Genomic DNA, 26,870 nt, shown 5'->3' on the forward strand with positions numbered 1-26,870 from the left:
GTAAAAGCTGATGAAATCAGCGTAGTAGAGCCCACTCAACCACTGCGTCGTGCTCGACAATCCAAAAGACAATTAAGAGGCTAGGACTTTTGTCCCAGTCCTTTTTATTCTCCCAGCATCACCTGCTTGATGGTCAGTTGATCTATCTTCCTGCTGGATACATAGATGAAACTTTCATAGACTAAGGTAAAGATCAACAAAGTCATCAGGCAGACTCCAAAATCAAAATCATACTCAACTTTCTGAGCTATTGATTTTTCCATCAATCTAAGTAAAAGCTGCATAATCCCATACTGATAGCCCGTTCCTAAAACAAAGCCCAAAAAGGCAAGAAAGCGGTAGGGAGCAAATAAACTCTTATGACAATCATTTTTGCTATAACCAAAAACCTTCATAATAGCCAGTGTTTCCTGATTTTCCTGCAGGAGCACTCCCAGCGACAGATAGAGGATTGCTACTGACAGGACAGTACCGATTGACATCATCATTATCTGAATAGTTTCATCTGTCAATTCCTTCATGCCAAATGATAGTTGAATCATAGCTGAAAAGCACATCGAACCGAAAATGACAAAGAATATTAATAATTTTCTAGACCAGAGCAGGCTGGCAGAAAGGTCTTTTAAAAAGGGGCTGTCTTTCCTTATTTGCTTTACTGTTTTCCTTTTTGGTGACTTTCGACTAGGGCTGACCCGCTTGAGCAAGTCTAAAGCAGGCAAGCGTAGACAATAACTAGCGTAGAGAACGGCTAAAGCAGCAAAGGCAAGAGTCGGCAAGACAACGAGAAACAAGAAGAGGGACCAATGTTGCCTAATGGTAATTTCAGGCAAAACTCCGCTTTGATTACGCAACTGATAAAAATGCGGCATCATGGCAAAAGAAGAGAAATAGCCAGTGCCTGTTCCCAAACCAATTGGAAGACTAAAAAGCCAAAACTTTCGAGCAATTTCCCAGTTTTTATAGCCCAGAGCTTTTAAAACTCCTAATTCTGGCTTATGCTGGTCAATAAATTGCCGAATGTAAAAGAAGAGAAGGAGTATCGATGTTAGGGATAAAACAGCTCCGCTAATGGATGCAATCAACCAAGAAATCGCAACTTGAGCATCGTAAGCAGCTCGAATCTCAGGCAACCAATTTGTTTGATCTAGTAAACGGATATCCAGATAAAAATTTAAGAAGAGATTGGTCACAAAGACCGCACAAAAGCTGATAATTGATACAACGACTAATCTATACAAATCTTTTATTGAAAACATAGCTTACCATCCAATCTCATAGGCCGTCTTGGGCTGACTATTTGTCTCTAAGCTTTGAATCTGACCGCTATTGATATGGACAATGGTCTTAGCCATCTGAGCAATATTTGCATTGTGGGTCACCATGACCAGCGTAAATCCTAGCTCCTCTTGAAGACTTGAAATATAGGCTAGAATCTGACGACCTGTTGCTTCGTCCAAGGCTCCAGTCGGCTCGTCCAAAAAGAGGACACGTGGTCTTTTAGCTAGGGCTCGTGCAATAGCCACCCGCTGCTGCTCACCGCCTGACAGTTGACTTGGATAATGCTGAAGTTTATCACCTAAACCTAAAGCCTCCAAAATACGGACATAATCTTGATTGCCTGCTAGATTAGCACCCATTTTGACATTTTGCTCCACTGTAAGATTTGGAAGTAAGAAATACTGCTGAAAAATAAAGGCAATCTTCGCTCGACGAAAAGCCGTCAATTGAGCTTCTGTCAGCTGGGATAGATCTTCCTCATCGTAATAAACATGACCACTGTCTGGTTTTTCTAGGCCTGATAAAACGTTGAGCAAGGTTGACTTTCCAGATCCAGAAGCTCCCAAAATGACCAAGTAATCTTGGTCAGCAATCTCCAAGTCGATTCCTTTTAAAACTTCTCTTCCACTGTAGGACTTACGAATTCCCTTTAATCTAATCATTCTTGCTTTCCTTTCATTTCCTTTAGGAGGGCAGTAAATACTTGCGTCAAACGTTCTGTCACTTCCTCCTGACTAAAAGAATAAATACCCGATGCTATCATGCTAGCCAGACCATGAGAATAGATAAACAAATGCTGATACACGAACTCTGCACTTTCTATGTGCATGGGATAATCCTCCACAATCGACTCTAATATCTGCTGATAACTATGGTCTTTCTGAGGTAAAAAGTCCTTGAAAGACTCAATGGGGTGCTTGTGAGGATTTAGATAGAGAATTTTAAAAAGCTGAGGCTCCTGACTAGCAAAAAGGATATAAGCCATACCAACTGCTCTGAAAGGCTTGGCCCGCTCCAAAGCCGAACGAATATATTGGACTAGGACAAACTCAGCTGCCCGAACAACCGAATGACTTAAATCCTCCATATTTTCAAACTGACCGAAAATAACCTTAGGACTAGACTGCAAACGTTCAGCCAGAGAACGAGCAGTCAAACCAGCTAAGCCGGCTTCTCTGACAATCCCTAGAGCTGCTTGAATAATCTCATCACGAGTAAATTTATTTTTAGGTGGCATAGAAACTCCTTTTGAGAACAACTGTTGCGCAACAATTGTTTCTTTAACTATAATATCACACAAAACATCAAAAAACAAGTAAAAAAGAAGCCTCTCGGCTTCGATTTTTTATATGATAAATCGCCAAATAAAACGGGATCCTCATTTAGTCAACAAGAGGGTAACAAACAAACTCTTTTCCTCTATCTTTTAGGAATCCGTACAAATCATGGCACAACCATGGTTTTTTCATATTTGCGAGATAAGAACTTCAAGCAAAACTTATCGGTTATTCTCAACTTAATCTCTTCTTAAGAATTCATCCAAGTAATAGTCAAAGTAGGTCTTGCTTCCTGTGATGACAACCGCACGACCTTCAACACCATAACGCATTTTCTTGGCCTGAGCATCGGTTAAGGTTGTTTCAGCTTCCACTTTAAAGAAGTTTCCTTTTTCCGTCTTTGTTGCATTGCTATCAATGTTCGAAATTTTAGATTTGAGAACAAACTCTTTATTATTTTCGTCCATTGCAGTGAAACGTAGAGTTTCACCTTTTTTCAGACTAGCAACATCTTTTGAGGTCACATAAGTGGTGATAATCACCTTTTTTTCCTTGGTCAAAACAGGATACAACTGAGCGAGCAACTTCCCTTCGGGAACCAAATTCGCTCCTGCTGTTTCAGGATTTAGGTGGAGAATACCATCTTCAGTTGCTGTGATCATGCCCTTTTGAGTAATACCACCTTGCACCTTGAGATTGTTTTCAACTTCTAAAATCTTTTGATTCAAGGCCGTCAACTCTTGGCCAACTTTAGTCAATTGTTGAGCTTTCAAGGATTCAAGCTGGCTATCCAAACTTCCAGAATAGGCTTGCTGAGCACCGGAACCTGCATACTGCACCCGATAACCCGAAAGAGCTGATTCAAACTGCGAAATCTGATTGTCAATCTGCGACAGAACTTGACTCTTTAGCTGACCTTGACTATCAGCAACGGCTTGCGCCTCATAAGCCTGATAAATGCTATAACCAGCATTGGTCGAAGGGACACTTGTCCCATTTTGGATGGCGTTTCTAAGCGTTTGATAATCCGCCAATTTAGCATTGGTTTCATTGATCAAATTTCCCAGCTCTGCCTGTGAATTGCTAGCCGCTGAATTTTGAGAAGCAATGGTCGAATTCTGTTGTTCGGTGTTGCTACGGATGCTAGCAGCTTGACTCTTATAGTCATTAAAGGCCTGCTCATAACCGAAGCGATCCTCTCCTGAAAACTGGCTAGTCCCCGTCTTCAGACTTTCTTGTAGCAATTCCAACTGCCGTTTTTGCTCCTTCAAGCTTTCCACTTGAGAGGAGAAGGTTTCTTTCTGAGTATTTTCGCTATCAGACTTATACTGAACTAAAAGATCCCCTTTTTTAACAACCTTGTTTTCCTTTAAGTTATTAGTAACAATAGCATTGTTACTAGTTGATTGGATGCTGGCCAAAATTTTGCTAGGCTCAATAGAGGCACCTGAAGTAATGGTGATTTCTTTTTTAGCAAATAGAGAGAATAAAACTACAAAAAGCAATAAGAAGAAAGTCGGTAAAATCACGTGCACAGAAAAGCTAGAATATCTACGATTATAAAATTCGGCACTCTCTAAGTAATGTTCTTTCATCTTCTTTCTCCTTTCTAACTATTTACCAGATGAGCATAGAAGCCATCTTGAGCAACCAGCTCCTCATGCGTTCCTTGCTCTACGATTTCGCCCTTGTCCAGGACGACCACTTTTTCAGATCGCTCTGCAATGGTCAGTCGATGGGCAATGAATATAATGGTCTTGTCCAACTCTAAAAGGTTGTCAATAATCTTTTTCTCTGTCAAGATATCAAGGTTGCTGGTCGCCTCATCGAGAATCAAAACAGGAGCATCGGTCAAAAGAGCCCGAGCTAAGGCCAAACGCTGACGCTGACCACCTGAAATCCCTGAACCATCTGATGTCAATTCTGTTTGATAATTCAAAGGCATCCGTTCAATGTCTTCACGAATCTCGGCAATTTCCAGCGCTCGAATGATCTCTTTCTGAGTCGTTCCAGGCTTGGCACCTAGGAGAACATTCTCCAAGATGGTACCATTAAAAACATAAGGCTGTTGTGGCAAGTAATTGATATGACGCCGCAAGACATGTTTGTCAATCTGATTGAGGTTGATATTATTAACCAGAATCTCTCCCTCGTTCGGATCATAGAAATTCACAATCATCTTAGCAAGGGTCGTCTTTCCAGAACCAGAAATTCCGACAAAGGCCACCTTACTGCCTCTTTCAATGGTCAAGTTAATATCTGACAGGACATTTCGTCCATAGCCATACTTATAGCTAACATTCCGCAACTCAATATTGCCCTTGGTCATACTCAAATCACGAATCGCTTTTTTATCCATAAACTCAGAATCAACCAAATAAACCTCATTCAAACGATTATTGGCAACTTGCGCTGTTTGGAGTTTGGTCTGTAAATTGATAATGTTTTCCAGCGGATTCGTGAAATAAACCAGCAAAGTGTTATAAGTAATCAGCTGCCCCAAGGTCATTTTATTGTCCATAACCAAGAGGGCTCCCATCCAAAGGATTGCAACATTCAGCAAGAGCTGAGCTGTCTTCTTCAAACCAATTTGGATATTCTCCATCCGACTATAAGCAAATGATTTCTTCAAATAATCCACAAATTCTCTATCAATCTTTTGATAGCGGAAATCCTCACTGGTCAAGGATTTGATCGTCTCAATCCCATTGATATCCTCGATAATGGAAGAAGACAGAATGGCATTGGATTCCATGGTGTCACGATTCATTTTTTCAAATGGTTTCATGAAGGCAAAAATCACGACAATATAGATCGGCAGCGAGAGCAAGCTGATAAAGAATAAATAGAAGTTTTGCGAGAACAAAACAACTGCCATGACGACAACGATGGAGACATCCAAGAAGATGGAGAGAATGGTACTAGCCAAGGCGTCGATGATACTATTGGCATCATTGAAGCGCGATACGATTTCCCCTGTCCTTCTCGTAGCGAAAAAGGACATAGGTAGATGAAAGACATGCTTGATATAGGATAAAATCACATCAATCGAAAGTCGTTGTCCCAAAATGAGAAGCAAATAATTCTGGGCATAGGATAGGATCTGTTGCAGAATATAGACGACTATTAGACCCAAAGAAATAATCCCTAAGGTATTCCTCATCTGATTGGGTACATAGGTATCAATAATCCCCTGCATATAGTAAGAGCCCACGATATTGATGATCGTAACCAGCATCGTTGCGATAACGATATTAGCAATCAAGCCTTTTTGCTTTATTAAAATTGGAACAAAAGACCAGAGACCATTTTTCTTTTCCTTGTGCGGTCTATATTCCGGTGCGGGGGCAATGAAAATAGAAACACCTGTCCACTCTTGCGCAAACTGTTCCTTAGAAAGCTTGGTCATCTTAACAGCTGGATCAGGGTCAGCAATATGAACCGAATGTTTATCATGCCCAGTCACAACGTAGTAATGAAGCATCTTCTTGTCTTTGATGACATGAGCGATAAAAGGATAGATAACCCCTTTCATGTCAAATAAAGACATATCCGCTTTCAAGGCTCGTGTCTCAAAGCCTAACTCTTCCGAAACTTTCACTAGCCCAAAAGCAGTTGTTCCCCTCAAGGTCGTTTTGGCCATTTCACGCAAACTGGCCAAAGAATAATAGGAACCATAATAACCATAAATCATGGCGAGCGCTGCTACACCACAATCTCTAGCGTCAACTTGAGCTCTATAATGACGCTTTGTAAATCTCATACAATCTCCTTTATTCACAAAAGTGTAAATTTATTTTTATGAAGGATAATCCTACACAAAAAACTCCTAATAATGAACTTACTTTTTCAACAGTAGTTGCTTGCCAACTCGATGCTTATCAGTTCTCTCCAACAAAAAACGAACACAAAATTAGGGAGGGAAAATTTTCATAGCAAGCAAAAAAGTAGGTATTTATATCATACACTAATGTGGCGTATTTTTCCAATGGTATCAGTCGTTTTACTCTATATAAGCACAAAATTACTTAAAAAACAGACATAAAGTAACTTTTACACTAAAAAGCCTCTTGTCCAAATCAAGACGAACAAGAGGCTTTATGTCGAAACAAAAAATATTAGTTAAAAACGTCTGGGCTTGCAGCACCACCGTTGTTAGCACCGCCACCATTGCTAGAACCACCAGATCTTGAACCAATTCTACCTCTGATGCGACCATATGCACGAATAGCAACGCCACGTACAGCACGACCAACTTCACGACCGATATCAAATACGGCACGTACAAGGTCACCGCCGACCCATCCACCTTCTACTTCAACCAATTCAGCTTCAGTAAGAGGCATAAATTTTTGATCTAATGATTTAAAATCTTTGTTCATAAAATTCACCTTCTTCTATTTTAAATATTAAATTAGTTGAAAAGTCCTACTAAGAAACCTGAAACCAATGAGCCACCCAAAATAGCCAATGATACTGTGAAAATATCAACAGGGATGCCGTAGAATGACCATCCACCGTCGATCATCATCATTTCTTCTTCAGTCAACGCAACAAATTGGTTGTCCATCATAGCAAAGTTTTCCATATGTGTTCTCCTTTTTTACAAGGTTTCTTTAACCTTGTTAATATATTGTTTGTGGCCAGTTTTATTCAAACATCGCTTCAACACCTATATTATACAACAACCCTAACGGGTTCAACATGACATTTATGTCATGTTTAGGAGAAAAATATGTAATTTTTTATAATATTTGAAATATCCTCTTTTTCCCATTTTCCCTAGTTTCATTTTGTGGTACAATAGGGCCTATGGAAAGTATTACTTTAAGTCCTAACCGAGAAGAAATTCAGGCTTTTGTCCAGAAATATCGAGACAAGATTGTGCCCAGTAAAAATCAGTATATCCAATATCTACTGAAATTGAACCAGGCAACTGTCAGCATCTATACTTCTGGCAAGGTTCTTTTCCAAGGAGAAAAAGCTGGTCACTATGCTGCTTTTTTCGGCCATCAAGCCGAGGAAACAAGCAAGACCTCTCAGAACATTTCCCTTATCGGTACTGATGAGGTCGGAAATGGCTCTTACTTTGGTGGTTTAGCAGTTGTTGCTTCCTTTGTCAGTCCAGAACAGCACGCTTTCTTGCGCAAGTTAGGTGTAGGCGATTCGAAGACCTTGACCGACCTTAAGATTCGGCAGTTGGCACCGATTTTGAAAAAGGAAATCCAACATCAAGCCCTGCTCTTGTCCCCAGAAAAATATAACGAAGTGATTGCCTCTGGTTACAATGCTGTATCTGTCAAGGTGGCTCTTCACAATCAAGCCATTTATCTGCTATTACAAAAAGGTCTGACAGCAGAAAAAATTGTCATCGATGCCTTTACCAGCCAGCAGAATTATGATAAATACCTGCAAAATGAAAAGAATCATTTCCCAAATCCTGTTACCCTCATCGAAAAGGCTGAAGGGAAGTTTCTAGCTGTCGCTGTTAGCTCCATTATCGCTCGCGATCTCTTTTTGGAAAATCTGGAAAAGCTAAGTCAAGAGCTTGGCTATACCCTTCCGAGCGGGGCTGGCAGCAAGAGCGATCAAGTTGCTTGCCAGATCCTCCAAGCCTATGGAATGGCTGGCCTCCAGCATACCGCTAAACTTCATTTTAAAAATACAGAAAAAGCTAAAAAGCTCTTAGAAAGGTAGACTATGAAAAACAAACGCTTTGACTTCCGTGCCTTCCTCAAGGAGTGGGGAGTCTTTACCCTGATTGTCTCCGTCATCTTACTCACTCGCTGGCTGCTCTGGGCACCTGTCAAGGTAGACGGCCACTCTATGGATCCAACCTTAGCCAATGGTGAGTATTTGATGATTTTGAAACACCAGTCTATTGATCGTTTTGATATTGTTGTAGCCTCCGAAAAGGATGACGATGGTAAAAAGAAAGAAGTCGTCAAACGGGTGATTGGCCTTCCGGGTGATACCATTCAGTACGAAAACGACACCCTCTATATCAATGGTAAGAAAACTGATGAACCTTATTTAGCAGACTACATCAAGAAATTCCAAAAGGACAAGCTACAATCTACCTATGTGGGCAAGGATTATACGGACAACGGTACTTTCTTCCGTAAGCTCGCTTCTCAAGCCCAGGCCTTTACAGTGGACAAGGAAGGTAGCCCAGTCTTTACCATCAAGCTCCTAGATGACGAATACCTGCTTTTAGGCGACGATCGCATCGTGTCCAAGGATAGTCGTCAGGTCGGTGCCTTTAAATCCAGTCAGATTCAAGGCGAAGCTAAATTCCGATTGTGGCCGCTGCTACCATTTAAGACTTACTAATACTTAAGAGTATAACCCCTTCAAACTCAGTTGATTGCTCAGCTGGGTTTGCTTTTTAAAAACAGATACATAAACAATGACAGAATTTTATTTTTCAGGCACTATTGAGCGCATCATTTTTGAGAATCCCAGCAACTTCTTTCGAATTCTCCTCTTGGATATCCAAGACACGGATTGTGAAGATTTTGATGATTTTGAGATTATCGTTACCGGCACTATGGCCGATGTTATCGAAGGTGAAGATTATACATTTTGGGGCAATCTAGTTCAGCATCCCAAGTACGGACAGCAGCTCAAAATTTCCCGCTATGAGCGCGCAAAACCAACTAGCAAGGGGCTGGTTAAATATTTTTCCAGTGACCACTTTAAAGGTATCGGCGTCAAAACAGCCCAAAAAATCGTGGATCTTTATGGGGAGGAAACCATTGACAAGATTTTAGCTGAACCAGAAAAACTCAAAGAAATCACTGGCCTTTCCGCTAAAAATCGAGAAGCCTTTGTTGCCAAACTGCAACTCAACTATGGAACAGAGTTGGTCTTAGCCAAACTGGCAGCCTATGGCATTCCTAACAAACTAGCCTTTCAAATCCAAGAAACTTACAAGGAAGAAACGCTGGAAGTTGTCGAGCACTATCCCTACCAACTAGTTGAAGACATCCAAGGCATCGGCTTTAAGATCGCCGATCAGTTGGCCCAGCAGTTGGGCATTGAGAGTGATGCCCCTGAGCGTTTTCGGGCTGGCTTGATTCACACCCTTCTGACCCAGTCCATGGAAACTGGCGACACCTATTTGGAGGCCAGAGACCTATTGGCTCATACTATTGAGCTTTTGGAAAGTTCGCGTCAAGTAGAACTAGATCCCAGTCTGGTAGCCAATGAATTGGCTCACCTGATTGAGGAAGACAAGGTCCAGAATGTCGAAACAAAAATTTTTGAGAACAGTCTCTTCTTTGCCGAAGAAGGCATCCGCAGTAATCTGGTCCGCCTCTTGGAAAAAGGCCATCAGGATCGATTCGAAGAAGAGAAAATCCTCGGTGCCATCAGCCAAGCTGAAGATGAACTAGGCATCCACTATGATGGTATTCAGAAACAGGCTATTTTCGACGCTATCACACAAAAAGTCTTTATCCTGACGGGTGGACCAGGAACAGGCAAAACAACCGTCATCAATGGTATCATTGCCGTCTACAGCCAGCTTCGAGGCTTGGATTTGAAAAAGAAGGCCGATTTGCCCATTCTTCTAGCTGCTCCAACTGGTCGGGCTGCTCGCCGTATGAATGAGCTGACTGGACTGCCCAGTGCTACGATTCACCGGCATCTCGGTATGACTGGAGATGATGACAGCAGTCATCTGGATGATTATCTAGATGCTGACTTTATCATCGTGGACGAATTTTCTATGGTGGATACTTGGCTAGCCAACCAGCTCCTCAGCAACATCTCCTCCAACACCAAATTGCTCTTGGTCGGAGATGCAGAGCAGTTGCCCTCTGTCAGTCCCGGTCAGGTATTAGCTGACCTACTGCAAATACCGAGCATCCCCCAAACCAAGCTGGAAAAAATTTACCGTCAGAGTCAAGATTCGACCATTGTCACTCTGGCTAGTCAGATCCAAAAAGGACTGCTGCCAGCAGATTTTACTGAGAAAAAAGCAGATCGCTCTTATTTTGAAGCTCGAAATGAACACATCTCACCCATGATCGAACGAATTACCAGCGCAGCTATTCGCAGCGGCATCCCAGCTCAGGATGTGCAAGTGCTGGCTCCCATGTACCGCGGACAGGCCGGCATTGACCAGATTAACAGCCTCATGCAAAATCTCATCAATCCTGTGGAAAAAGATCAGCTAACCTTTGAGGCACCTGACTGCCAATATCGACAGGGAGATCGGGTCATCCATCTCGTCAATGATGCTGAATGCAATGTCTTTAACGGTGACTTGGGCTATATCACCGACCTGCTGCCAGCTAAGTACACCGAATCCAAGCAGGACGAACTGACCATCAACTTTGACGGCAACGAGATTAGCTATCAGCGCAGCGAATGGTACAAAATCCGCCTAGCCTATGCCATGAGCATCCACAAGTCTCAAGGCAGCGAGTTTCCCGTGGTCATCCTTCCCATTACCCGAAGCAGCCACCGCATGCTCCAGCGCAATCTGGTCTACACAGCCATTACCCGAGCCAAGAGCAAACTGATCCTACTTGGGGAAAGGTCAGCCTTTGACTACGCCGTAAAAAATACCGGTACAGCTCGCAAAACCTATCTGATTCAACGTTTTGGAGATGTTGGAAATCCCCAAGAAATTATCCACACTCCTGTTGATAACGCCGAACCACCTGTTGAAAACTATATCTTAACTGAGGAAAATTTCCTAACAATCGATCCTTTAATCGGATTGACTGAGGAAGATATCCACAGTATATTTGGCAATGTCAACCAAATAGAAACAGATGCCTAGATCTACCTTTTGAGCTGTCACAGAAGCTTACTAGGAAAACCTCGCAAGGTTGTTCTTTGGTCAGATTCGACCAAGGGTGCTTTATCAACTATTTCCTATAAAACTAGAGTCTGGGACAAATTGTCTAAGACTCTTTTCTGTCTTATTTAAACCCCGTCACTGTCAGTCCTAACAAACGGACGCCTCGCTGATGCTCTTCCAGACTGTCGTAGATTTCATGGCCGACCCGCTCAATTACTTCGACCTCACTCGTTTCTTGCTCCAAGGTTCTCCTCTTGGTTAGGGTTGAAAAGTCAGCATAGCGGATTTTGAGAACAACTGTCTTACCAGCTTTTTGGTGTTTCTCTAAGCTGAGAGTCACCTTAGCCGCCAAGCGGGACAGCTCTTTCTTGATGTCCTCCTCACCATAGAGCAGTTTGGCATAGGTCCGCTCCTTACCGATAGACTTACGGATACGATTGGACTTGACCGGGCTATTGCTGATGCCGCGCGCTTTTCGGTAAAGATCAAAGCCAAAGCGACCGAACCTATCAATCAAGGTCATTTCCGGTATCTTGAGCAAATCCGCGCCAGTATAGACCCCCATATCATGCAGTTTCTCGACACTCTTCTTGCCAACTCCATGAAACTTAGCAATATCCATGGACGCTAGAAAGGCCTCTGCCTCCTCGGGCAGAATGACAGTCAGACCGTGCGGCTTCTCATAATCACTAGCAATCTTGGCCAGAAACTTATTATAAGAAACGCCTGCAGAAGCCGTCAGCTGCAGTTCATTCCAGATATCATGCTGGATCAGCTTGGCTATCTTGACCGCAGATTTAAGCCCTAGCTTATTTTCTGTCACGTCCAGATAGGCCTCGTCGATACTCATAGGCTCAATTTTATCCGTATAGCGCTTAAAAATCTCTCGGATCTGCAAGCCAACCGCCTGATATTTTTCGTAATTCCCCGAGATAAAAATTCCCTGCGGGCAGCGCTCATAGGCTTCCTTGGAGCTCATAGCCGAATGAACTCCAAACTTTCTAGCTTCGTAATTACAGGTCGAAACCACGCCACGTCCACCCGTCTGACGCGGATCACTACCGATAATAACTGGCTTCCCCTTAAGCTTTGGATTGTCCCGCTCTTCGATCGAAGCAAAAAAAGCATCCATATCAATATGAATGATCTTTCGCGATGTATCATTGATTAGCGGAAAAATTAGCATGGCGTCTCCTATAGGTAGAATAGCTCTTTAAGAAATTTTATCATTTTTAAAGCAAGTTTCAAAGGATTTTTATCCAAAAGTAAGACCAGAGAAAGCAAGAAACTTTCAATCCTAGGTAAGTATGATCAAAATAAAATGGAAAACAAATATCCTGCAACTAGGTTTGTCAAAATCTTCCTACTATTTTCATTTACATTTTCAAAATTATAAGACAGTTTATGCCAAAACAACGAACTGTATTATAAAAGAAAGCCCCTTTTAGCGATAAAATTCGTTTGTGAAACCGATTACCTTGTGATATACTTTAATTATAAATGTAACAGTTTATGTTGCTAGAATAAAGAGGAAAATCTAATGGTTGTTAAAACAGTTGTTGAAGCTCAAGATATTTTCGACAAAGCTTGGGAAGGTTTCCAAGGTGAAGACTGGAAAGAAAAAGCAAGCGTTTCTCGCTTCGTTCAAGCTAACTACACACCTTATGACGGAGATGAAAGCTTCTTGGCAGGTCCTACTGAACGCTCACTCCACATCAAGAAAATCGTAGAAGAAACAAAAGCTCACTACGAAGAAACTCGTTTCCCAATGGACACTCGTCCAACATCTATTGCTGGTATCGACGCTGGTTACATTGACAAGGACAACGAACTGATTTACGGTATCCAAAATGACGAACTCTTCAAATTGAACTTCATGCCAAAAGGTGGTATCCGTATGGCTGAAACTACTTTGAAAGAAAATGGATACGAACCAGATCCTGCTGTTCATGAAATCTTTACTAAATATGTTACAACAGTAAATGACGGTATTTTCCGTGCTTACACTTCTAACATCCGCCGTGCTCGTCACGCCCACACTGTAACTGGTCTTCCAGATGCTTACTCACGTGGACGTATCATCGGTGTTTACGCACGTCTTGCTCTCTATGGAGCTGACTACCTCATGGCTGAAAAAGTTCGCGACTGGAACGGTTTGACTGATATTGATGAAGAAACAATCCGTCTGCGCGAAGAAATCAACTTGCAATACCAAGCACTCGGTGAAGTTGTAAAACTTGGTGACCTTTACGGAGTTGATGTTCGCCGTCCTGCCTTTGACGTTAAAGAAGCTATCCAATGGACTAACATCGCCTTCATGGCTGTCTGCCGTGTTATCAACGGTGCTGCTACTTCTCTTGGACGTGTGCCTATCGTTCTTGACATCTACGCAGAACGTGACTTGGCTCGCGGTACTTACACTGAATCAGAAATCCAAGAATTTGTCGATGATTTCGTTATGAAACTTCGTACAGTGAAATTTGCTCGTACAAAATCTTACGACCAACTTTACTCTGGTGACCCAACCTTCATCACTACTTCTATGGCAGGTATGGGTAACGACGGTCGTCACCGTGTTACTAAGATGGACTACCGTTTCTTGAACACACTTGACAACATCGGTAACTCTCCAGAGCCAAACTTGACGGTTCTTTGGACTGACAAATTGCCATATTCATTCCGTCGCTACTGTATGCACATGAGCCACAAACACTCTTCTATCCAATACGAAGGTGTAACAACAATGGCTAAAGACGGATATGGTGAAATGAGCTGTATCTCATGTTGTGTGTCTCCACTTGACCCAGAAAACGAAGAACAACGCCACAACATCCAGTACTTCGGTGCTCGTGTAAACGTTTTGAAAGCTCTTCTTACTGGTTTGAACGGTGGTTACGATGATGTACATAAAGACTACAAAGTATTTGACATCGATCCTATCCGTGATGAAGTTCTTGAATTTGAATCAGTTAAAGCGAACTTCGAAAAATCACTTGACTGGTTGACTGACACCTACGTAGATGCTTTGAACATCATCCACTACATGACTGACAAGTACAACTACGAAGCTGTTCAAATGGCCTTCTTGCCAACTAAACAACGTGCTAACATGGGATTCGGTATCTGTGGATTTGCTAACACTGTTGATACATTGTCAGCTATCAAATACGCAACTGTTAAACCACTCCGTGATGAAAATGGCTACATCTACGATTACGAAACAATCGGTGACTTCCCTCGTTGGGGTGAAGATGACCCACGTTCAAACGAATTGGCAGAATGGTTGATCGAAGCTTACACTACACGTCTACGTAGCCACAAACTTTACAAAGACGCTGAAGCAACTGTATCACTTTTGACAATCACATCTAACGTTGCATACTCTAAACAAACTGGTAACTCACCAGTCCACAAAGGTGTATACCTCAACGAAGATGGTTCAGTGAACTTATCTAAACTTGAATTCTTCTCACCAGGTGCTAACCCATCTAACAAAGCTAAAGGTGGATGGTTGCAAAACTTGAACTCACTTGCTAGCCTTGACTTTGGTTACGCGGCTGACGGTATCTCGTTGACAACTCAAGTTTCTCCACGTGCTCTTGGTAAGACTCGTGATGAACAAGTGGATAACTTGGTAACAATCCTTGATGGTTACTTCGAAAACGGTGGACAACACGTTAACTTGAACGTTATGGACTTGCAAGATGTTTACGACAAGATCATGTCTGGTGAAGACGTTATCGTTCGTATCTCAGGTTACTGTGTAAACACTAAATATCTCACTCCAGAGCAAAAGACTGAATTAACACAACGTGTCTTCCACGAAGTCCTTTCAATGGATGATGCACTTAGCTAAACCTCTTTCCTAATTGTAAAACCAGCTGAAAATCAGCTGGTTTTATTTTGATTTATAGAGATAGCTTGGGGCATTTGTGTTATAATAGAGTTATTGTGAAACGAAAAAGGGGATGCAATGGCTGAGAAAATGTCTACAGATGAAAAAAATCTTAATCTGGCCGTCGATGTTATCATGCTAGCTGGGACTTTGCTACTACAAAGTGGTTCAGAGATTTATCGGGTCGAAGACACCATGATCCGGATCGCCCATTCGCAGGGCATCATGGACTGCAATGCCTTGGCCATGCCAGTTGCCGTATTCTTTTCCATTGAAAATACCAATATTTCTCGAATGAAACGAAATATCCATACGAACTATAATATCGAGAAAGTCTGTGATGTCAATCAGGTTTCTCGGCAATTAGTCAGTGGAGCAATCAATTTGGAAGAAGCGCTTGAACAACTAAAGGAACTTAAAATAAAAAAGCTTCCTTATAGCGAAAAAGAGCTGATTACAGCTGCTACGCTCAGTGCGCCCTTCTTTTCAATCATGTTCGGTGGAAATTTTTACGATGCTCTTGGGGCTGGTATAGCAACCCTATTTGGCTTTTCTTTCTCCCTTTATGTCGATAAATATATTCGGATTCCTTTCGTATCAGCCTTTGCTGGGGCTTTCGTCTTCGGATTATTGGCTCAGATTTGGGCTCGCTACTCAGGCTTCGATTCAACAGCAGACTTGATTATCGCAGGAGCTGTCATGCCCTTCGTCCCAGGAATCGCCCTGACCAACTCTGTGCGTGACATCATGACCAGCCATATCAATTCTGGGATGAGCAAGCTCTTTGAATCGCTCCTCATTACCCTTGCTCTTGGTGCAGGTACCTCTGTCGCCCTCCTTATTATGAAATAAGCCTATGACAATCTTGACTTTCTTACTGCAAGCCCTTGCCAGCCTACTGGCCATCATCACTTTTCTAATCGTTCTAAATGTCCAGCGGAGTATGCTGATTCCCGGCGGAGTCTTAGGAATGTCCACTTGGCTACTCTATCTCCTACTCAAGGGACCGACCAATGTCATCATAGCAACCTTTGTGGCTGCTATCATTGGTTCCTGTGCCAGCCAAATCCTCAGCATCATCTACAGAACGCCAGCTGTCGTCTTTATTTTGGCTATTCTAGCGCCTCTAGTACCTGGATATATTTCTTACCGGACAACTGCCTTCTTTGTGACAGGTGATTACAGTCATGCTATGGTCAATGCTACCTTGGTCGTCATCCTAGCCTTGGTCATCTCTATCGGGATGGCTAGCGGGACTGTCGTCTTAAAGATCTACAGCTACCTTAAGAAACATCCTCTTCACTATAAAAAATGAGGCTGGGACAAAAGTCCTAGCCTCTCAATTGTCTTTGGATTGTCGAGCAAGACGCAGTGGTTGAGTGGGCTCTATTACGCTGATTCCATCAGCTTTTAAAGCCCTACTCAACTGTGCGGAGGTGGGACGACGAAATCGAATTCTAACGAATTACCGATTTCTGTCCCACTCTCATTTTTCTTTACGCATTTTGGTTAGAATTTCCTTAGCTTTTGCCTGATTGAATTGCTTCTCTTTGAGAAGTTCTGCAACAACAGCAGCAATCTCATCTTCCTGAGCACCTGCCAATAAAGCTAGAGATTTAGCTTGGAGTTTCATGTGGCCAGCCTGAATTCCCGTGGTCACCAGTGCTCTCAAGGCCGCAAAATTTTGCGCTAAGCCGACAGAGACGACAATCGAAGCTAATTCTTTGGCTGTCGGTTGCCCTAATAAATCAAAACTGGCGACAACCATTGGATTAAGCCCAATGGAGCCTCCCTTGGCCGCAACAGGCATGGGTAGAGTCAACTGGCCATAGAGCTTTTCTTCTTCTAGATCGACCTCCCACTGACTCAAACCTTGGTAGGCGCCATCGTGAGCAGCATAGGCATGAGCTCCTGCTTCAATGGCCCGCCAATCATTTCCTGTCGCCAAAAGAACTGCATCAATTCCGTTAAAAATCCCTTTATTATGCGTGCTGGCCCGATAAGGATCCTGCTTTGCAAACTGACTGGCTAGAACGATTCTTTGGGCAGTGCGTTCAGCTTCTGCCTTGTCTCGACTGAGTGAGTGGAAATCAATTTCACAAGAAGCTGTTACGAGCGCCTCAGTCGCATAGTTAGATAAGATGGCCATCAGGCTCTGCCCACCTGTTATCTCCTCTAACCGTTCTTTTAGGGCTTCTAGCATCGTATTAAGGATATTGGCGCCCATGGCTTCCTGGGTATCCACGACAAGGTAGACGACTAGAAAATCTGTCTCTCCCTCCAGGAAATCCGTTCGCAATTCACGCGCCCCACCACCTCGCTTGACGATGGAAGGATGGGCTTGATTCGCCAATTTTAATAAAGCTGACTTTTCATTTTGAATCTGCTCTAGAGCTTTAGCTACATCAGGTACATCATAGAGCGCGACCTGTCCAATCATCTGGCGATTATGAATCTTGGTCTTGAAACCACCGCTGCGCTTGATGATTTTTGCTGCAAAACTAGCAGCAGCAACGACAGAAGGCTCCTCTGTTACAAAGGGTACCTGATAAACCTGCTCATCTATGAGAAAGTCCGGTGCAATCGAATAAGGCAAAGCCAGAATAGAAAGCACATTTTCACTCATTTGATTGGCTGTCTCCAACGGCAGATAGTATTGATTAGCAAGATTCTGCCAATTCTCATCCTGGAGTAGCTCATGGGCTTTTAGAAACTCTAGCCGCTCTGCAGGTGTCTTTTTAGAAAATCCAGTCCAATTTATTTTCATGATGGTTTCTCAACTTTGATATACTTGCGCTGGTGTTGGTCTATTTGAACCAAGGCGTAAACTTGGTCATCATAGCCAGAAAAGACAGCTGAGCCGTTTTCATCCAGCTGGGCTTCTGCAAAGAAAAGCTCTTCATAGGTGGCAACTGTCAGTTCCTGACGTTGATTCAATTGCTCCAAGCGATGAGTCGTCAGTTGTTTTTCATAACCTTCTACCAGATTAGCACTGAAAATCTCAGCGACAGCACCGCTACCATAACTAAAGAGAGCAATCTTGTCACCAGCCTTGAGATTTTCAGAGTTTTCTAAAAGGGACAAGAGCCCCAAAAAGAGCGAGCCTGTGTAGATGTTTCCAACCTTTTGGCTATAAAGAATAGACTTATCAAAGTTTTCTTGCAGTTTTCTCTGCTCTTCCTGAGACAAGCTCTGATCCATAATTTTATTTAAACCTTTGAGTGCCAATTTAGGATAAGGAAGATGGAAACAGACCGCTGCAAAGTCGGCTAGAGCTAAGCCATGACGCTTTTGATATTCCTTCCAAGTTGTCTCAAGGCAATCCAAATACTGCTGGGTTGAGTAGACACCATTGACATAAGGAGTCGTAGAATAATTTGGTCGCCAGAAATCCATAATATCACGAGTCTGGGCCACATTGTCATCGTTGAACTCCAGGATTCGTGGATTTTGACTGATCAGCATAGCGATTGCGCCTGCACCTTGAGTCGGCTCGCCTGGCGCCTCTATCCCGTATTTTGCAATATCACTAGCGATGACCAAGACCTTGCTTTCTGGATATTGTTTGATATGTAGCTTGGCATAGTCTAGAGCAGCAGTTCCAGCGTAGCAGGCTTCCTTCATTTCAAAGCTACGAGCAAAGGGCTGGATCCCCAAAAGACCGTGAATAAAGACCGAAGCCGCCTTACTTTGGTCGATGCTAGACTCCGTTGCGACAATGACCATATCAATGACCTGCTTATCCTCTACGGTCAAGATTTGTTCAGCTGCTGTCGCGCCCAGAGTGACAATATCCTCAGTTAAAGGAGCAATGCTGATCTCCTTCATCAATAATCCCTTGCTGAGCTTGTTGGGATCAATGCCCCGCTCCTCAGCCAGATGATCTAATTTTAAAACATAATTGCTGGTCGCAAAACCGATTTGATCGATTCCGATTTTCATCATAAAGACCTCATTCAATTCATTTGATAGCTAATAGTATTCAGACACTATTTTACCATAATTAAGGCTAAAACTCTTTTAAAAACCATTTTTAATCCCAAATCCGACTTGAGACGGAGAAAGCTCATCATCAAAAAATAAGAGAAACCCAATTTTTCCAATTCAGTTTCCCTCATCAATCTATTCCAAATTTTGAGCTAGCAAGTTTATGGATTTAAGGATAAGCCTCCCTCCATAAACTCCTTGCAATATACCTTGTTTTCTTTGTAAACAGGCTGAAGCGAGTCCTACTTCCGTTTCCTTGCAATCAAGTGAATCGGTGTTCCTTCAAAGACAAAGGCCTTGCGGATTTGATTTTCCAAGAAACGCAGGTATGAGAAGTGCATAAGCTCTTCTTCGTTGACAAAGATGACAAAGGTCGGCGGTTTGGTCGCAACCTGAGTCGCATAAAAAATCTTGAGACGTTTGCCCTTGTCAGTCGGTGTCGGATTAATGGCGATAGCATCCATGATGACATCATTAAGCACCGCTGATGGAATACGGGTATTCTGACTCTGACTGATTTGCTTAATCATAGCCGGCAGCTTATGGAGACGCTGCTTGGTCAAGGCAGAAACAAAGATAATCGGCGCATAAGACAAGTACTGGAACTGGTCGCGAATATCTTCTTCCCAGTCTTTCATGGTATGGTTGTCTTTTTCCAGCGTATCCCACTTATTTACGACGATGATCATTCCTTTTCCTGCTTCATGGGCGAAGCCAGCGATTCGCTTGTCGTACTCACGAATTCCTTCTTCAGCATTCAGCACCATCAGAACGACATCTGAGCGATCGATTGCCCGCATAGCCCGCATAACAGAGTATTTCTCTGTATTTTCATAGACCTTGCCTGACTTGCGTATACCAGCCGTGTCGATCATGGTAAATTCCTGACCTTCACTGTCCGTAAAGACCGTATCAATAGCATCGCGTGTTGTACCAGCCACTGGACTGGCAATGACCCGATCCTCACCCAAGATGGCATTGATCAAGCTAGACTTACCGACATTAGGACGGCCAATCAGACTAAACTTAATCATATCAGGATTTTCAACTACTTCCTCGTGAGGAAGATTTTCGACGATAGCATCCAGAACATCCCCTGTGCCGATCCCGTGGACAGAAGATACTGGGAATGGATCGCCCAAGCCCAGTGCATAGAAATCATAGATTTCATTGCGGATCTCGGGATTATCCACCTTATTGACTGCTAAAATAATCGGTTTGTGAGTCTTATAAAGCATGCGAGCCACATACTCGTCCGCATCAGTGATGCCTTCCTTGCCAGACACAACAAAAACGATGACATCAGCCTCGTCCATAGCAATCTCAGCTTGGTGTTTGATTTGCTCCATAAAAGGCGCATCAACATCGTCAATTCCGCCCGTATCAATGATACTGAACTTACGATTCAGCCAATCTGCCGTCGCATAGATTCGGTCACGGGTAACCCCTTCCACGTCTTCGACAATGGAAATCCGCTCTCCCGCAATCCGATTAAAAAGCGTTGATTTGCCGACATTAGGACGGCCGACAATGGCAATAGTTGGTAAAGCCATGTTTTCCCTCTTTCATTCTTTGGGACAGAGCAGAGCTCCGCCTTAATTTTCTAATTTCTTTTCTTTGAACAGTTGGTCAATCGCTTGATTCGGCTCCTGACCAAATTGAGCTGCCAAACGCTGGCTCCAAGTATCCTGTGCTCGCTCACCAGCATACTCAGCCTGCACACGGTCATAGGCCTCGATAACTGAGCTTCCCTGCTCACAGTATTCTGCCTCAAAGACCACCGCTTCATAGGGCAGGCGTGGCTTGACAGCATGGTTTTGATTTGGTTTTCCTAAAGCCATACCAAAAACTGGATAAGTATAGTCTGGCAGATTAAATAGCTGGGCAATTTTTGAAGCTTCGTAGCGAACTAAACCAATAATAACGCCGCCATAACCCAGACTTTCAGCTGCCAAGAGGGTATTTTGCCCTGCCAAAGCAGCATCTACCGAGCTAATGAGGATATTTTCAGTTCCCTCCGGATAAAAATCTTCTGTATGTAGCGCAGCTCCCTTTTTAGCTCGATTGAGGTCTCCTACAAAGAGCAAAAAGACTGATGCCTGAAGAATTGCTTTCTGCGGAACTAAGTCAAAAAGAGCCTCTTTTTTCTCCTGGCTGCGCACCACGATGATAGAGTAGGACTGGAAGTTTTTCCAACTGGAAGCAGCACGTCCAGCATCGATAATAGCACGTAATTCCTTATCCGAAATCTGCTCCTCCGTAAAACGGCGAACAGACGTATGAGCTTTCATCAACTTAATTGTTTCATTCATCGGCGATTCTCTCCTTCTAGGTGTACTTCTTGAGCTAAAAACTTAATCCGCTCCATAACCCGCTTAGCCTGCCAAGTCTCATCGCCATTCTTAGAGTTGGCAAAGTGACGTTCCAAATCTGCAAAACTAAAGTTAGAAGTGAAGAAAGTCGGCAGATTTTCCTGCATACGGTGCTGGAGGATAACCTGCAAAATCTCATCCCGCATCCATGGACTAGACTGCTCAGCACCGATATCGTCCAAAATCAGCACTTGAGCTGTCTTGACCTGGTCAATTTTGTCCTTGACCAAGCCAGAACTGATCGCATTTTTAACATCCAAAACAAAGCTCGGATAGTGGAGAAGAGTCGTTGAGACACTGCGCTTTTCTGACAAATCATGCGCCAGAGCAGCCATCATGTAGCTCTTACCCACGCCGAAATCTCCGTAGAGATAAACAGCCTTTTGATAATGCGGAAAGTCCGCAACAAAACTGGTCAAGAACTCGAAAGCTTTGTAGCGACCGACATCGTCTAAATCCACTTTGGCCAAACTAGCCTCTTTTAAACTGGCTGGCAGATTGATAAGGTTGAGACGGCTTCTAATCGTTTCCTGTCTCTCCTGCTCAATCAACTCAGGCGTTTCCTCATAGGCAACATCCGCATAGCCTTCATTTTTCACCAAAATCGGCTTATAACCCTTGGCAATATAGTTCTGATCTTCTAGCAGGAAGCGATCGCGTTCTGTAATGTATTGATTGAACTTAGAAATGCTCCGCTGAATTTCGGTTGGAGACAGTTGTTCTCGACTGATAAAGGCAGCGATATCTGGATCTGCTAAAATCTGCTGGACTAATTTTTGATAATCAAATTGCTTCACCTTATTCATATGAGGCATCGCCTGTCCTATTTTTTCCATTTAATCGCCTCCCTCTTCCAGTCTTGCTAAAAGTCTTCTTTTTTGTTCCTCTAGTTCCGCTTGTTTTTCTAAGCTAGTTTCATTTTTGTAATCTGGCTGACTCCAATTCGGCACATTGCTTTTAGCAGAAGCTGGGCTGACTTGCGCAGGACGACTATTCGTCTGCTGGTTGCGCTCGCGGATTTTCAGGACCGCCTCTTCAGCCGAGGTCACCTTTTGATAAGAAAAGTCATTGGCCACCTTGAGGGCATACTTCTCATTGAGATTGGCCGAATCCACCTTATTAAAAGTCAAGAGCAGGATGATATTGATAACTTCATCCAAAAGTCCCATCTCTGCCAAATCCTGAATCAGCTTCCGTTCACTACGCGTAATGGCCGCTTGGCGGGTTTTCTTGATTTCGGCCAAAAAGAGCAAGGGCTGCTTGCTTTTGGCCTCACGAATAATAGACTGCTCTTGCGGAGAAAAGTCTCCCGAAACTGGCTTTTGCTGAATTTTTTGCTGCATCCTTTTCGTTGAAATCACATGCGACACAGCCGTATCACGCGCTAAGACATAAGTCTCATACCAAGTCCATTTCTTCTGCTCCGCAATGGCAAACAAGTCCAAGAGGTCCGTTTTTTCATCTGCAAAACGCAAGCCATCCTGGGCCATTCTCTGTTTAAAATGCGTCAAATCAAAATCATTTTGGCGACTAGTTCTCGTCGGACTGACGTCATCCATGCCATAAATCTGGCTAAAAGAAGGACTGATCTTTTGCCCAGCTGGATTTTCCGGTCGTAGCTTATCTACCGCCGCCTGACCAATCTTTTTCTCCAAAAGACTACTGTACACATGATGAGCAAAGAAGTCCTCAGCAGACAAGGTTGGATAGAGTCGGATGGAAAACCCCGTCTCAGTCTGGAAAAGCTCTAGCAACCCAATAGCTGATAGGCGCTCCAAACTTCTCTCCAACACTTCCATACCAAAATCAAGATGATTTAAAATATGACTGAAAAGTCGCTGCTGAGCTCCATTATCCCAAAAAGAAACCAGATAAAGATAAAGTGCCACTGCATCCTTACCCACAATGGGTAGATAATAACGGGCCAGCCCGCTCATATCTTGACTGACCTGGTTATTAGACAAGAAAGAAAAATGATCATTTGGTTTCATAAGCCATTATTTTTCCTTTTTCTTCTTAGAACCCTTGGTAATCTGCTTCAAAAGGCTTTCCAGCTCGCCAACATCTTTGAAACTCCGATAAACACTGGCAAAACGGACATAGGTAATTTCATCCAGTTCGGCCAGCTCATCCATAACCAGAGAGCCAATATATTCGCTAGCAATCTCATTTTCACTCTGACTGCGGAGCTTTTGCTCAATCCGATTGACCAATTCTTCAATCTCATCACTTGATACCGGACGCTTCTGGGCGGAGCGGATGATTCCGTTAAAGATCTTATCCCGAGAAAATTGCTCACGCGTTCCATCTTTTTTGACAACGACTAGGGTTCTTTCTTCCACGCGCTCATAAGTTGTAAAACGATGCTGGCATTCCTCGCATTCACGGCGACGACGGATTGTATTTCCATCTTCTGCCTGCCGGCTGTCAACCACACTTGATTTGCTTCCGCCACATTTGGGACAACGCATGTCATTTCCTCCTAGAATCTTAATACTTCATTATACCATGTTTTGACCAATAACAAAAGACGAGAGATTTCTCGCCCATAAAAAAACTAAAGCTGACAAAGCAGCTTTAGCAAGGTAATCTTCTTTCAAAAATCCAGCAACTAAAAACTCAGCCCTTTTTGTCAAAATACTTTTTGGTCTCAGCAATAATAACAGGAGATAAGACCAAAAGAGCAATCAGATTTGGCAAGGCCATCAAGGCATTGACAATATCGGCAATAACCCAAACTGCTTCTAACTCGATAAAGCCTCCTAAGAGCACCATAGCGACAAAGATGATTCGGTACAAGCGAATATATTTGACACCAAACAGGAACTCAAAACAACGCTCACCGTAGTAGTTCCAGCCTAAAATCGTGGTAAAGGCGAAAAGAACCAGAAAAATAGTGAGAAGAACAGGACCGAAACTAGAGAATACTGTAGAAAATGCCGCTTGTGTCAATCTAACGCCGTTCAAATCACTATTCCAAACGCCAGTGACTAAGATTGTCAGACCAGTTAAGCTACAAATAATGAGGGTATCAATAAAGGTTCCCGTCATCGAAATCAAGCCTTGCTCGACAGGTTCCTTAGTCTTAGCTGCCGCTGCCGCAATAGGAGCTGATCCTAGGCCCGATTCATTTGAAAAGACGCCACGAGCTACCCCATTTTGAATGGCCATCCGCATGCTTGCACCAGCAAAGCCGCCCACCGCTGCTGTTTGACTAAAGGCAGAAGTGAAGACCAGCTGCAAAGTTGCCCCAAGCCGATCAAAGTTAAGAAGCAAAATGGTTATGGTTCCCAAGATATAAATAGCTGCCATAAAAGGCACAACCTTGGTCGACACTCGCGCAATGGACTGAATGCCGCTGAAAATAACCAAAGCCACCAAAATAGCCAAGATAAAGGCTGTCATAGCTGAAGGTAGCTGAATAGTATTATGCATGGCTTCTGTGATGGAGTTGACCTGCGTAAAGGTTCCAATACCTAAAAGAGCTACCAAGACACCCGCAACAGCAAAGAAGATGGCTAGCGGACGCCATTTTTCTCCCATTCCCAACAGAATATAGTGCATGGGGCCACCAGCAACTGCTCCGTGGGCATCCTTGGAACGATACTTAATCGCTAATAAACCTTCGGCATACTTGGTTGCCATTCCAAAGAAAGCAGCTAACCACATCCAAAACAAGGCACCCGGTCCACCAACTTTTATGGCCGTCGCAACACCGATAATATTCCCCGTTCCAACCGTGGCTGCCAATGCTGTACAAAGAGCAGCAAAGCTTGACACGTCTCCATGGTGATCCTCTCCGGATACAAAAATTAAGCGAAAGGCTCGAGAAAGACGCGAAATCTGTAGCAACCTCAGACGAAGAGTCAGATAAATTCCCGTTCCAACCAATAAAATCAAAAGGGGAGGCCCCCAGACCAAAGAATCAATTTGATTCAGCAACTTCAACATAAGTCTTATGCTCCTTTTCCACACCGAGAAAAAGAAAAGTACATGTTTACACATGTACTCTGGATGCTTGAGAATGACCGACTTCTGTCCTTCCCTTGCTCTGTCCTTTTACCTGAGAGTTTGAGCGGTTCTAAACCGCCTTGCCCCTTCGGTGCCAATCATGGTCTCTCCAGAGTTCCGTCCATTTCACAGTCATAAGGTTCAAACGCTTATTTCTGAAAAACTTCATTCGGTGTTTATTCTAAATTTTCTATTATTTTAAAATAATATTCGGTTTTTGTCAATATTTTATGAAAAACTTTGAATATTGTATTGACCCCAAAAGGTCAGACAGATAATTTATTCAAAGGTGAGATGATAGTAACTCATAGAATCTCCTTGGTTACCTGTTGATGTGGTTATTTATGATTTACACTAATTGAAGTTCTGTAAGTTTTTTGCACTATGTTTTACAATTTTTCATTCCTTAAAATATTGACAACATTCTTCCAAGAGTTAGTCAAGAAAAATTTTAGAAAGTTCTGCTAGTTCAGCACTGGTTTCTTGCTTGACTTGTAGTCAATGAAAAAGAATGGGTCGTTCTACAAAGCCCTTCTCACCCCTCAAAGACTAGGCATAAGGCTGCAATTCTGGATTGATTGGTGTGTTTGCTAGATTATTGGCATAATTGCAGAGGGTTGCAAGACTAACACCCAGAACTACATCCAGAGCATTTTCATGCGTATAGCCGGCTTCTAGGAAGTCTGCCAAAGCCTCATCTCCGACTCGTCCCTTGGTATTGATGACAGCAATGGTAAATTTGGCAAGTGTATCTAGCTTCGGATCTGTATCTATCGGCGTACGATTGCGTAGAGCCTCCAAAAGATCATCATTCATTTGAATCTGCTTGATTGAAAAAGCTGTGTGACCCGCCACACAGAAGGCGCAGCCGTTGGTAACTGCAGCTGTAATCTGCACTACTTCCCGCTCAGTCGGTGTCAGGCTGTTGCGGCGATTGATAGCTCCAACTGTCCGATAAGTTTCCAAGGCCGTTGGTGCATTGGCCAAAAGACCGATAAGATTGGGAATGTAACCACCGTTATCTTTTTGAACAGTTTCCAGGACCTCTTTTACCTCGGCAGGTGCGGACTCAATTGTGTGGATAGTAAATTCTGACATATGAAACCTCATTTCTTTTGATTAGCAACTATCTTAACATAGGTCTGACAGCTTGTATAATATATATTTTATATGACCTCTATAAAGAGAATATATTGCCACATGTCAAACTAAAATATATTACCACCTTAACTGTC

General features: G+C 43.1%; 23 protein-coding genes and 1 riboswitch. Of the genes, 6 read left to right on the forward strand and 17 right to left on the reverse strand.

Features of this window, described 5'->3' with window-relative positions; translation table 11 throughout:
• Nucleotides 1–104 precede the first annotated feature (104 nt).
• The 7 genes from I872_RS08750 to I872_RS08780 form a co-directional block, all read right to left on the reverse strand.
• Nucleotides 105–1,256 carry an FtsX-like permease family protein gene (locus tag I872_RS08750; RefSeq protein WP_015605741.1) on the reverse strand — a complete coding sequence of 384 codons (1,152 nt, stop codon included), beginning with the start codon at nucleotides 1,254–1,256 and terminating at the stop codon, nucleotides 105–107.
• Between the two features lie 3 nt (nucleotides 1,257–1,259).
• A complete protein-coding gene (locus tag I872_RS08755; RefSeq protein WP_015605742.1) occupies nucleotides 1,260–1,940 on the reverse strand; it encodes an ABC transporter ATP-binding protein in 681 nt (226 codons plus the stop codon).
• The gene (locus I872_RS08760; RefSeq protein ID WP_015605743.1) at nucleotides 1,937–2,515 is read right to left on the reverse strand and encodes a TetR/AcrR family transcriptional regulator; all 579 of its coding nucleotides are present in this window, start codon (nucleotides 2,513–2,515) and stop codon (nucleotides 1,937–1,939) included. Before I872_RS08760 ends, I872_RS08755 begins: the two co-directional genes overlap by 4 nt.
• A gap of 279 nt (nucleotides 2,516–2,794) precedes the next feature.
• Nucleotides 2,795–4,150 carry a bacteriocin secretion accessory protein gene (locus I872_RS08765; RefSeq protein WP_015605744.1) on the reverse strand — a complete coding sequence of 452 codons (1,356 nt, stop codon included), beginning with the start codon at nucleotides 4,148–4,150 and terminating at the stop codon, nucleotides 2,795–2,797.
• Nucleotides 4,151–4,164: 14 nt separating this feature from the next.
• Nucleotides 4,165–6,318, reverse strand: a complete 2,154-nt coding sequence (comA, locus tag I872_RS08770; RefSeq protein WP_015605745.1) for a peptide cleavage/export ABC transporter ComA — start codon at nucleotides 6,316–6,318, stop codon at nucleotides 4,165–4,167.
• A 355-nt stretch (nucleotides 6,319–6,673) separates the two neighbouring features.
• Nucleotides 6,674–6,901 carry a hypothetical protein gene (locus I872_RS08775; RefSeq protein WP_231913924.1) on the reverse strand — a complete coding sequence of 76 codons (228 nt, stop codon included), beginning with the start codon at nucleotides 6,899–6,901 and terminating at the stop codon, nucleotides 6,674–6,676.
• A gap of 68 nt (nucleotides 6,902–6,969) precedes the next feature.
• Entirely contained in the window at nucleotides 6,970–7,143 is a 174-nt protein-coding gene (locus tag I872_RS08780; protein WP_041826837.1) for a class IIb bacteriocin, lactobin A/cerein 7B family, read from the reverse strand.
• 224 nt (nucleotides 7,144–7,367) lie between these two features.
• On the opposite strand from I872_RS08780, the gene rnhC reads away from it, so the two are divergent.
• The 3 genes from rnhC (at nucleotide 7,368) to recD2 (ending at nucleotide 11,349) form a co-directional block, all read left to right on the forward strand.
• Complete coding sequence (gene rnhC, locus I872_RS08785; RefSeq protein WP_015605747.1) at nucleotides 7,368–8,252, forward strand: ribonuclease HIII; 885 nt, start codon at nucleotides 7,368–7,370, stop codon at nucleotides 8,250–8,252.
• Nucleotides 8,253–8,255: 3 nt separating this feature from the next.
• On the forward strand, nucleotides 8,256–8,888 hold the full coding sequence (gene lepB / locus I872_RS08790) for a signal peptidase I (RefSeq protein ID WP_015605748.1): 633 nt from the start codon (nucleotides 8,256–8,258) through the stop codon (nucleotides 8,886–8,888).
• 76 nt (nucleotides 8,889–8,964) lie between these two features.
• The gene (gene recD2, locus I872_RS08795; protein ID WP_015605749.1) at nucleotides 8,965–11,349 is read left to right on the forward strand and encodes an SF1B family DNA helicase RecD2; all 2,385 of its coding nucleotides are present in this window, start codon (nucleotides 8,965–8,967) and stop codon (nucleotides 11,347–11,349) included.
• A gap of 142 nt (nucleotides 11,350–11,491) precedes the next feature.
• Here the strand turns inward: recD2 and dinB are convergent, their stop codons facing one another.
• Complete coding sequence (gene dinB / locus I872_RS08800; protein ID WP_015605750.1) at nucleotides 11,492–12,556, reverse strand: DNA polymerase IV; 1,065 nt, start codon at nucleotides 12,554–12,556, stop codon at nucleotides 11,492–11,494.
• A gap of 354 nt (nucleotides 12,557–12,910) precedes the next feature.
• Here dinB and pflB point away from each other — a divergent pair, with 354 nt between their 5' ends.
• The 3 genes from pflB to I872_RS08815 all read left to right on the forward strand — a co-directional run bounded on the left by pflB (nucleotide 12,911) and on the right by I872_RS08815 (nucleotide 16,580).
• Nucleotides 12,911–15,226, forward strand: a complete 2,316-nt coding sequence (gene pflB, locus I872_RS08805) for a formate C-acetyltransferase (RefSeq protein WP_015605751.1) — start codon at nucleotides 12,911–12,913, stop codon at nucleotides 15,224–15,226.
• A gap of 117 nt (nucleotides 15,227–15,343) precedes the next feature.
• Nucleotides 15,344–16,117 carry a threonine/serine exporter family protein gene (locus I872_RS08810; protein ID WP_015605752.1) on the forward strand — a complete coding sequence of 258 codons (774 nt, stop codon included), beginning with the start codon at nucleotides 15,344–15,346 and terminating at the stop codon, nucleotides 16,115–16,117.
• A gap of 4 nt (nucleotides 16,118–16,121) precedes the next feature.
• A complete protein-coding gene (locus I872_RS08815; protein ID WP_015605753.1) occupies nucleotides 16,122–16,580 on the forward strand; it encodes a threonine/serine exporter family protein in 459 nt (152 codons plus the stop codon).
• 171 nt (nucleotides 16,581–16,751) lie between these two features.
• On the opposite strand, the gene I872_RS08820 is transcribed toward I872_RS08815, so the two are convergent.
• The 9 genes from I872_RS08820 to I872_RS08860 form a co-directional block, all read right to left on the reverse strand.
• Nucleotides 16,752–18,032 carry a hydroxymethylglutaryl-CoA reductase, degradative gene (locus I872_RS08820; RefSeq protein WP_015605754.1) on the reverse strand — a complete coding sequence of 427 codons (1,281 nt, stop codon included), beginning with the start codon at nucleotides 18,030–18,032 and terminating at the stop codon, nucleotides 16,752–16,754.
• The gene (locus I872_RS08825; protein ID WP_015605755.1) at nucleotides 18,029–19,207 is read right to left on the reverse strand and encodes a hydroxymethylglutaryl-CoA synthase; all 1,179 of its coding nucleotides are present in this window, start codon (nucleotides 19,205–19,207) and stop codon (nucleotides 18,029–18,031) included. The genes I872_RS08820 and I872_RS08825 overlap by 4 nt, the downstream gene beginning before the upstream one ends.
• 287 nt (nucleotides 19,208–19,494) lie before the next feature.
• On the reverse strand, nucleotides 19,495–20,805 hold the full coding sequence (gene der / locus I872_RS08830; RefSeq protein ID WP_015605756.1) for a ribosome biogenesis GTPase Der: 1,311 nt from the start codon (nucleotides 20,803–20,805) through the stop codon (nucleotides 19,495–19,497).
• 42 nt (nucleotides 20,806–20,847) lie between these two features.
• On the reverse strand, nucleotides 20,848–21,564 hold the full coding sequence (locus I872_RS08835; protein WP_015605757.1) for an NADPH-dependent oxidoreductase: 717 nt from the start codon (nucleotides 21,562–21,564) through the stop codon (nucleotides 20,848–20,850).
• Nucleotides 21,561–22,460 carry a primosomal protein DnaI gene (gene dnaI, locus I872_RS08840; protein WP_015605758.1) on the reverse strand — a complete coding sequence of 300 codons (900 nt, stop codon included), beginning with the start codon at nucleotides 22,458–22,460 and terminating at the stop codon, nucleotides 21,561–21,563. The genes I872_RS08835 and dnaI overlap by 4 nt, the downstream gene beginning before the upstream one ends.
• Nucleotides 22,461–23,615 carry a replication initiation and membrane attachment family protein gene (locus tag I872_RS08845; protein ID WP_015605759.1) on the reverse strand — a complete coding sequence of 385 codons (1,155 nt, stop codon included), beginning with the start codon at nucleotides 23,613–23,615 and terminating at the stop codon, nucleotides 22,461–22,463.
• 6 nt (nucleotides 23,616–23,621) lie between these two features.
• A complete protein-coding gene (gene nrdR, locus I872_RS08850; RefSeq protein WP_005591110.1) occupies nucleotides 23,622–24,095 on the reverse strand; it encodes a transcriptional regulator NrdR in 474 nt (157 codons plus the stop codon).
• A gap of 148 nt (nucleotides 24,096–24,243) precedes the next feature.
• Nucleotides 24,244–25,575: an alanine/glycine:cation symporter family protein gene (locus I872_RS08855; protein ID WP_015605760.1), complete on the reverse strand. Its 1,332-nt coding sequence runs from the start codon at nucleotides 25,573–25,575 to the stop codon at nucleotides 24,244–24,246.
• Between the two features lie 90 nt (nucleotides 25,576–25,665).
• Nucleotides 25,666–25,758: riboswitch (glycine riboswitch) on the reverse strand.
• Between the two features lie 426 nt (nucleotides 25,759–26,184).
• Nucleotides 26,185–26,733 (reverse strand): carboxymuconolactone decarboxylase family protein, encoded by a 549-nt coding sequence (locus I872_RS08860; protein ID WP_009659051.1) that lies wholly within the window; start codon nucleotides 26,731–26,733, stop codon nucleotides 26,185–26,187.
• Nucleotides 26,734–26,870: the final 137 nt, after the last annotated feature.

This window comes from Streptococcus cristatus AS 1.3089 (assembly GCF_000385925.1).
Lineage (GTDB): Bacteria > Bacillota > Bacilli > Lactobacillales > Streptococcaceae > Streptococcus > Streptococcus cristatus_B.

What these genes read in the sequence shown, in the direction of transcription:
- I872_RS08810 (WP_015605752.1), top strand. Translation starts at nt 15,344, where the DNA reads ATGGCTGAGAAAATGTCTACAGATGAAAAAAATCTTAATCTGGCCGTC.
- I872_RS08845 (WP_015605759.1), bottom strand. Translation starts at nt 23,615, where the DNA reads ATGAAACCAAATGATCATTTTTCTTTCTTGTCTAATAACCAGGTCAGT.
- pflB (WP_015605751.1), top strand. Translation starts at nt 12,911, where the DNA reads ATGGTTGTTAAAACAGTTGTTGAAGCTCAAGATATTTTCGACAAAGCT.
- I872_RS08835 (WP_015605757.1), bottom strand. Translation starts at nt 21,564, where the DNA reads ATGAATGAAACAATTAAGTTGATGAAAGCTCATACGTCTGTTCGCCGT.
- I872_RS08825 (WP_015605755.1), bottom strand. Translation starts at nt 19,207, where the DNA reads ATGAAAATCGGAATCGATCAAATCGGTTTTGCGACCAGCAATTATGTT.
- I872_RS08760 (WP_015605743.1), bottom strand. Translation starts at nt 2,515, where the DNA reads ATGCCACCTAAAAATAAATTTACTCGTGATGAGATTATTCAAGCAGCT.
- recD2 (WP_015605749.1), top strand. Translation starts at nt 8,965, where the DNA reads ATGACAGAATTTTATTTTTCAGGCACTATTGAGCGCATCATTTTTGAG.
- rnhC (WP_015605747.1), top strand. Translation starts at nt 7,368, where the DNA reads ATGGAAAGTATTACTTTAAGTCCTAACCGAGAAGAAATTCAGGCTTTT.
- I872_RS08775 (WP_231913924.1), bottom strand. Translation starts at nt 6,901, where the DNA reads ATGCCTCTTACTGAAGCTGAATTGGTTGAAGTAGAAGGTGGATGGGTC.
- I872_RS08755 (WP_015605742.1), bottom strand. Translation starts at nt 1,940, where the DNA reads ATGATTAGATTAAAGGGAATTCGTAAGTCCTACAGTGGAAGAGAAGTT.
- I872_RS08815 (WP_015605753.1), top strand. Translation starts at nt 16,122, where the DNA reads ATGACAATCTTGACTTTCTTACTGCAAGCCCTTGCCAGCCTACTGGCC.
- nrdR (WP_005591110.1), bottom strand. Translation starts at nt 24,095, where the DNA reads ATGCGTTGTCCCAAATGTGGCGGAAGCAAATCAAGTGTGGTTGACAGC.
- I872_RS08750 (WP_015605741.1), bottom strand. Translation starts at nt 1,256, where the DNA reads ATGTTTTCAATAAAAGATTTGTATAGATTAGTCGTTGTATCAATTATC.
- der (WP_015605756.1), bottom strand. Translation starts at nt 20,805, where the DNA reads ATGGCTTTACCAACTATTGCCATTGTCGGCCGTCCTAATGTCGGCAAA.
- comA (WP_015605745.1), bottom strand. Translation starts at nt 6,318, where the DNA reads ATGAGATTTACAAAGCGTCATTATAGAGCTCAAGTTGACGCTAGAGAT.
- dinB (WP_015605750.1), bottom strand. Translation starts at nt 12,556, where the DNA reads ATGCTAATTTTTCCGCTAATCAATGATACATCGCGAAAGATCATTCAT.
- lepB (WP_015605748.1), top strand. Translation starts at nt 8,256, where the DNA reads ATGAAAAACAAACGCTTTGACTTCCGTGCCTTCCTCAAGGAGTGGGGA.
- I872_RS08820 (WP_015605754.1), bottom strand. Translation starts at nt 18,032, where the DNA reads ATGAAAATAAATTGGACTGGATTTTCTAAAAAGACACCTGCAGAGCGG.
- I872_RS08765 (WP_015605744.1), bottom strand. Translation starts at nt 4,150, where the DNA reads ATGAAAGAACATTACTTAGAGAGTGCCGAATTTTATAATCGTAGATAT.
- dnaI (WP_015605758.1), bottom strand. Translation starts at nt 22,460, where the DNA reads ATGGAAAAAATAGGACAGGCGATGCCTCATATGAATAAGGTGAAGCAA.
- I872_RS08860 (WP_009659051.1), bottom strand. Translation starts at nt 26,733, where the DNA reads ATGTCAGAATTTACTATCCACACAATTGAGTCCGCACCTGCCGAGGTA.
- I872_RS08855 (WP_015605760.1), bottom strand. Translation starts at nt 25,575, where the DNA reads ATGTTGAAGTTGCTGAATCAAATTGATTCTTTGGTCTGGGGGCCTCCC.
- I872_RS08780 (WP_041826837.1), bottom strand. Translation starts at nt 7,143, where the DNA reads ATGGAAAACTTTGCTATGATGGACAACCAATTTGTTGCGTTGACTGAA.